The organism is Chamaesiphon sp. OTE_75_metabat_556, assembly GCF_031378165.1.
In the GTDB taxonomy this organism is placed as follows: Bacteria; Cyanobacteriota; Cyanobacteriia; order Cyanobacteriales; family Chamaesiphonaceae; genus Chamaesiphon.
The window spans coordinates 1-5,463 of the sequence record NZ_JANNDR010000590.1; the positions used below are offsets into that span (position 1 = coordinate 1).

Consider the following 5,463-nt stretch of genomic DNA (forward strand, 5'->3'; position numbering starts at 1 on the left):
TGTATGCAAAGTGAGATAAATTCGATCGTTAGTAATTTTATCAAGGAGTGGAGATCGCTTTAACTGAGCATAGAGATCTTGTTTCACTCTTGCCATTGCAAACGTAATTTTTCTCGCGGCTAATTCATCATACAAATCTTCCAGCATATCCATTGCCGTAATATCAATTTCGGCGATCGCTTCAGTATTGAGGACAAACCATTCTACCGGCGTAACTTCTGATTCGATCGCTCTCAACGCGCGATACTTAAAATCTTCAACATTGGCAAAACATAACGGCGCATCATAACGATAAATTACTAGTCCGGGAATTGTGGTTGCACCCTCCCAGTCGTTAACATCATGCAGCCCTGGTAGATTGGGCACAGTGCCTTGCACGGCATCATGCGGATGTGCCAATCTCGATAATAAGTCAATTACTGATAAACCAACTGCGATCGCTACACCGACTAAAATATCGGTAATTAAAACACCAATAGTCGTAACAATCGCTAGCAAAAACTCACTGCGGCGAAATCGATATAGGCGGATAAATTCGGAAATTTCAATCAGTCTAAATGCGGCAAAAATGACGATCGCCCCCAACGCCGCTTTCGGAAATAGCGACAAAACTGGGCGCAACCACAGCAACACCGAAATTACTACTCCCATCGCTACTAATGAAAAAAGCTGCGTTTTGCTGCCCACCGTATCTGCAATTGCCGTGCGAGAGCCACTACTACTGACTGGAAATCCCTGCACCAATCCCGCCCCCACATTCGCCAATCCCAGCGCGAGTAATTCTTGATTGGCATCGATCTTGTCGTGACGACGTGCTGCAAAACTTCGCGCCGTCAGCACATTATCTGAATAACCGACGATCGCGATCCCCAGGGCGGAGGCTAGCAAGGCAGGGAGCTGTGTTGGCAAGCTAGGAATGATAAATTGAGGCAAACCTGCCGGAATTGCGCCCACAACGGCAACACCATACCCCTGGAGATCGAAGATCGCGACAGCAGCAGTGCCGATTAATACTGCCAGCAACGGTGCAGGTGCTTTGGGGAAAAAATGTCCGATCGCTAACAGGAACCCGAACACCAATCCAGCTAAAATCAGGGTCGGCCAATGAATGATGTCGAGCTGCTGGATAAATGTACTCACCTGGGCAAATACGCTGGTGCCGATAATGGAAATTCCGCTAATTTTGCCCAATTGTCCGGCAATCATTAGCAACGCGACACCTGCCATATAGCCAACCAGAATTGGCTTCGAGAGCAAATTTGCCAGAAATCCCAATCTAGCAATATATCCAATACAGCAGATCGCTCCAACTAAGATCGCCAGCGTAGCCGTCAGCACCCGATAATTACTCCCATCCGCCAGTAGCAACGGTGAAATTGCCGCCGCCGTCATCACCGCCGTAGTTGATTCTGGCCCGACTGAGAGTTGGCGCGACGAGCCAACTAGAGCATATATACACATCGCCGGCAGGATCGTCCACAATCCCACCACCGGCGAAACGCCCACTAATTCCCCATACGCCATACATTGCGGAATCAGGTAAGCCGCAACAGTAATACCTGCGAGCAGATCTCCTCGCAACCACGATCGCGGGTAGCCCCACAATTGGCGCAAACCAGGCAATCCGAGGAATATTCGTTGGCGGAGCCTCTCCCCTGGAGAATCGTTCATAAACCTCTTTAAAACGCACTTAGCTCGTCGTTATTCACTATCCACTATCCACTTCATCATGCTGGCAACTGAATTATCATGACCGAGCAAGCTGCATGATGTAAAACATAGTTGCTAGTGCTACCCAGAAAGGCTTCACTCAACATCGATTTCTGATTTCGTCCCATCAATATCGCTGCCGCCGACCAATTTTTTGCGGCTTCGCAAATTAGTGGCCCAGAGTCCCCATAATTTTGCAGAATCTCGGCTTTGATATGAAGCTCTTTGGCCCGCTCTGCATAAGATTGAAGCAGTTCGACCCCTTGGCGTTCGTATTCCTTCCATGCCTTGATGTATCGATCGATCTCCACCTCGTTGATCATCGGGAGAATCCCACCTATTAATGGACTGGCAACCGTGCTCAGACCGTGGGGCACCAGTGGATCGAGGACATGTAAAAGTAGGATCTGGGCATCAAGTTTTTGTGCTAGTGTCAATCCTGCGGCAAAAACTTGCTCTGAATCAGGAGAATCGCCAATTGCAACTAAGATTTTTTGCAACATTAGCATCGAGCCTCATTAACAACTAAACTAATTTTACAATAACCTTATCGATAGTTATATTAATTTTAATCCAAACGAAAATTATTATCCTTATTAAATACTCACAACTTCCTCATCCGCTCGATCTAAAATACAATCGGGGGGCATCCATGTGGATACTGTCTGTTTATCTTTAGAGGATTAACTATGTCGCATGAAACTATCTCAAATACTCTCTCAATTATTAATTGAATATGCCGATCGACCTTTGCCACTATCTATATTACTAACACAAGTAGGAAATAGTGGCTTTGGGACGATCTCGGGGATACTAACCATGCCGATGCTAATCCCGCTCCCCATCCCTCTCGCCGGATTTTCGGCATTAGTGGGGAGTGGAATTATCCTCGTCGGCTGTCAATTGGCTTTAGGCTATGAGAAACCCTATTTACCTCAGCGCATTGCGCGGATCGAACTATCGCCTGCTGCTTCTGAGAAATTACTCAAAAATATTAATCGCTTACTCAAACCATTAGAAAAGATGTCCAGACATCGATTTTCGCGGTTTAGTAATAGCTGGTGGGGATGTCGAATTACTGGAGTTTGTTTGGCTTGGGACGCGCTATTAATGTCACTACCATTACCAATTCCACTAACTAATCTCGTCCCAGCTTATACAATTTTGTTGCTGGCGATCGGGTTGTTAGAGTTTGATGGATTATTTATTCTGATCGGTTATGGGATGACCATCGCGACAACTATGTTCTTTGCCAGTATTGCTGGGACAATTTGGCAATTAGCAGATCATTGGTGGCAAATTTTAATTCTCAAAAGTTAATACTCACAACTTCTTCATATTCATGCGGATGAACTTAATATCCATTCGCCTGGGTTTGTTGACTAACTCTCGATCGACTCGTAACCGAGAGCCTCTCTGCAAGATCATCGGTGACAATCGTCTTGAAGGTCTTGAGACGAACCGTTCATTGATTATTTGTTTGGTTGCGCACGGGGACAGCCGTTCTATCAAGTGTGGGCAGCACTGGGAGTGGTACCAGCACAACAATTTATGCCAGCTAATTTCTTCACAAGTTCCTTAGATTTAGATCGTAGAATGGAAGACAAGTCCCTAGCTAAAGAAGGTCGTTCCCATGCCGATCGACAATCGCCAAGACAACAAACCCACATGCTAGATACCGAATAGTTTAATCCTCCAGATCTGGCTGCTACTAATCCTGGCTTAGTCGAGTAAAAACTCTTCACGCCATCCCTATAGCGAATTTGTCCGGCAAGTAGAATCTGAGCAGGTAGCCAAAGCGACAATTGGCGATCTCGAAATTCAGGGAACAGTTTGAATTCACAACATTTATCAGAAAAATCATCCTAAGGGAATGAAAACTATGACATTAAGTAATGAGCCTTTGATATCTATCCACCCAACTTTCCATCTGAACAATAGCCTCCCGCTACGCTCGGTCATCGCTCAGCTCACTCTAAATCACCAACTATCAACAAAGATCTTGAATCTTTGGACTGAAACTCTCAATGCCTGCCGCCAAGCTTGGTGGGTTGAGATTTTTACCGCGCAGCCCAAATGCACCTACTATTTCGGCCCATTTGCAGGTGCGGGGGAAGCGGAAGTCGCTAGCAAAGGTTTTATCGAAGATCTCGAAGGTGAATCTGCCCAAGGGATCGAAACCAAAATCGACAAACATTCTCAACCAGATTTACTGACGATCGAACACGATTCAATCGAATCATTAGGAGCATAATTATGTTAGATATCGATGAAATGAGTTCCACAGAAATCTATGAACTATTAAATAAAATCGGCTATGGGCATCTCGGTTTCATCCATGCAGGGAAACCCTACGTGATGCCGATGCATTACTATCTCGAACATGAAGACATTTATATGTTCACCACCGAGGGGATGAAGACTCATGACATCGATGCTAGTCCAGAAATCTGTCTCCAAGTCGAAGAAATCATCAACGATCCGCTGCATTGGCGTAGTGTAATTGTCACGGGACAAGCCAACCGACTGACCGAGAAATCAGATATCGATCGAGTCAGAAAATCAATCAAAGAGATTAATCCCACACTTTCACCCGCTCTCAATCGGACTTGGATCGATTCTTGGGGACGAGCTGAAGTAGTTGCCATCTACCGCGTTAATCCCAGTGAAATGAGCGGACGCACGACTGATGGTGTCAGCAGCAGGCAGTTAATTAGTTGATAGTTAATTAGTTGATAGTTGATAGCTGTCACGGGTGAGAATAACATTGCAAATATAGTCGGAGGTTGGAGTCATGAACGAACGTTATCGGTACTTGCAAATTGCTCTGGTTGTGGTCGGCATTGCCTTTTTGCTGCTCTATCCGCTGATTGAGATTTGGCCATCGGGCTGGGGATGGCAGCCAGGTCATTCCAAATCCGAACAGATGATCGTTGGTGTTTATGCGATTCTGGGGATCTTTTTACTGTTGGCTGCTCGCAAGCCAGAAATGCATCTGAGCTTAATCTGGTTCACTGTCTGTTCGAGTGCTATCCACGGGCTAATCATGGCCGTACAAGCAGTAACTGACTCCGCAGAGCGCGGACATCTCTTCGGCGATATTCCAGCATTAATTTTGGTGGCAATTGTCCTTGGTTTTCTGACCCCCCGCGAAATGGAGTCAGCACAAGAATGAGCTTGTTATTGCAATCGCACTAATAGAATGGAACGTTCACAAATCAATCATCGTTCGATCGCAACTTAGTTAGGGTTGATTTTGACCCACTCTTGAGATGGTGGGGGTACTGCTACAGGTGGCTTTTGGTCTGCTTTGTAGTAGCCTGCTCTAGTTAGCTGTAAATCATCATAAGAGGTTGCAAAATCACTAGCATGTGGCAAAAGTTTATCGATGGTTTGATTCTGTTTTAACCCTTCTTTCCACGCACTTTTCTCAACTGTGCCAATAGCCAAATATTCATTACCAATCGAGTCGGGAGCTAGGTGGCTAAACAATGCAGTCAGATAATGTTCGATTTCATGTTTATGAGCAATCAGTAGATCGCAATCTGGACAATAACGACAAGTATAGTTGAGCGCAATTAAGTGTTTGGGAACGATATGAATCAAGATCGGCAGTTTGCGTTGTCTACTTTTTCGATCGCACAAAGGACAACGGGAGACTCGTTCCTCTGGGTAAGGATTGACCATGAAACTGTATTTGGGCGGCAATCCACCAAGTTGTCGTTGTTTGACTTTTGCCATATGATTTCAGCC

The 5,463-nt window shown here is 45.5% G+C and carries 8 protein-coding genes; 5 read left to right on the top strand and 3 right to left on the bottom strand.

Annotated elements, in window-relative coordinates:
* Together RMO27_RS23495 and RMO27_RS23500 are read right to left on the bottom strand one after the other, a co-directional pair.
* A partial coding sequence (locus tag RMO27_RS23495; protein ID WP_309736967.1) for a solute carrier family 26 protein occupies positions 1-1,671 on the bottom strand: 1,671 nt, incomplete at its 3' end.
* A gap of 56 nt (positions 1,672-1,727) precedes the next feature.
* On the bottom strand, positions 1,728-2,213 hold the full coding sequence (locus RMO27_RS23500; RefSeq protein WP_309736968.1) for a universal stress protein: 486 nt from the start codon (positions 2,211-2,213) through the stop codon (positions 1,728-1,730).
* Between the two features lie 193 nt (positions 2,214-2,406).
* Between RMO27_RS23500 and RMO27_RS23505 the strand changes: the two genes are divergently transcribed.
* From RMO27_RS23505 to RMO27_RS23525, 5 genes are all read left to right on the top strand, one after another.
* Positions 2,407-3,030, top strand: a complete 624-nt coding sequence (locus RMO27_RS23505) for an exopolysaccharide biosynthesis protein (RefSeq protein ID WP_309736970.1) — start codon at positions 2,407-2,409, stop codon at positions 3,028-3,030.
* Between the two features lie 156 nt (positions 3,031-3,186).
* Complete coding sequence (locus RMO27_RS23510) at positions 3,187-3,396, top strand: hypothetical protein (protein ID WP_309736972.1); 210 nt, start codon at positions 3,187-3,189, stop codon at positions 3,394-3,396.
* A 316-nt stretch (positions 3,397-3,712) separates the two neighbouring features.
* Positions 3,713-3,964 carry a DUF1816 domain-containing protein gene (locus RMO27_RS23515; protein WP_309736973.1) on the top strand — a complete coding sequence of 84 codons (252 nt, stop codon included), beginning with the start codon at positions 3,713-3,715 and terminating at the stop codon, positions 3,962-3,964.
* 2 nt (positions 3,965-3,966) lie between these two features.
* Entirely contained in the window at positions 3,967-4,431 is a 465-nt protein-coding gene (locus tag RMO27_RS23520) for a pyridoxamine 5'-phosphate oxidase family protein (protein WP_309736975.1), read from the top strand.
* Positions 4,432-4,504: 73 nt separating this feature from the next.
* Entirely contained in the window at positions 4,505-4,885 is a 381-nt protein-coding gene (locus tag RMO27_RS23525) for a DUF6632 domain-containing protein (protein ID WP_309736977.1), read from the top strand.
* Positions 4,886-4,950: 65 nt separating this feature from the next.
* Here RMO27_RS23525 and RMO27_RS23530 read toward each other — a convergent pair whose 3' ends face one another.
* Positions 4,951-5,451, bottom strand: coding sequence for a hypothetical protein (locus RMO27_RS23530; RefSeq protein ID WP_309736979.1), 501 nt, complete (start codon positions 5,449-5,451; stop codon positions 4,951-4,953).
* Between the last annotated feature and the right edge of the window lie 12 nt (positions 5,452-5,463).

Excerpts from the sequence above, each read along its gene's own strand:
- RMO27_RS23520 (WP_309736975.1), top strand. The coding sequence starts at position 3,967 with ATGTTAGATATCGATGAAATGAGTTCCACAGAAATCTATGAACTATTA.
- RMO27_RS23525 (WP_309736977.1), top strand. The coding sequence starts at position 4,505 with ATGAACGAACGTTATCGGTACTTGCAAATTGCTCTGGTTGTGGTCGGC.
- RMO27_RS23530 (WP_309736979.1), bottom strand. The coding sequence starts at position 5,451 with ATGGCAAAAGTCAAACAACGACAACTTGGTGGATTGCCGCCCAAATAC.
- RMO27_RS23500 (WP_309736968.1), bottom strand. The coding sequence starts at position 2,213 with ATGTTGCAAAAAATCTTAGTTGCAATTGGCGATTCTCCTGATTCAGAG.
- RMO27_RS23505 (WP_309736970.1), top strand. The coding sequence starts at position 2,407 with ATGAAACTATCTCAAATACTCTCTCAATTATTAATTGAATATGCCGAT.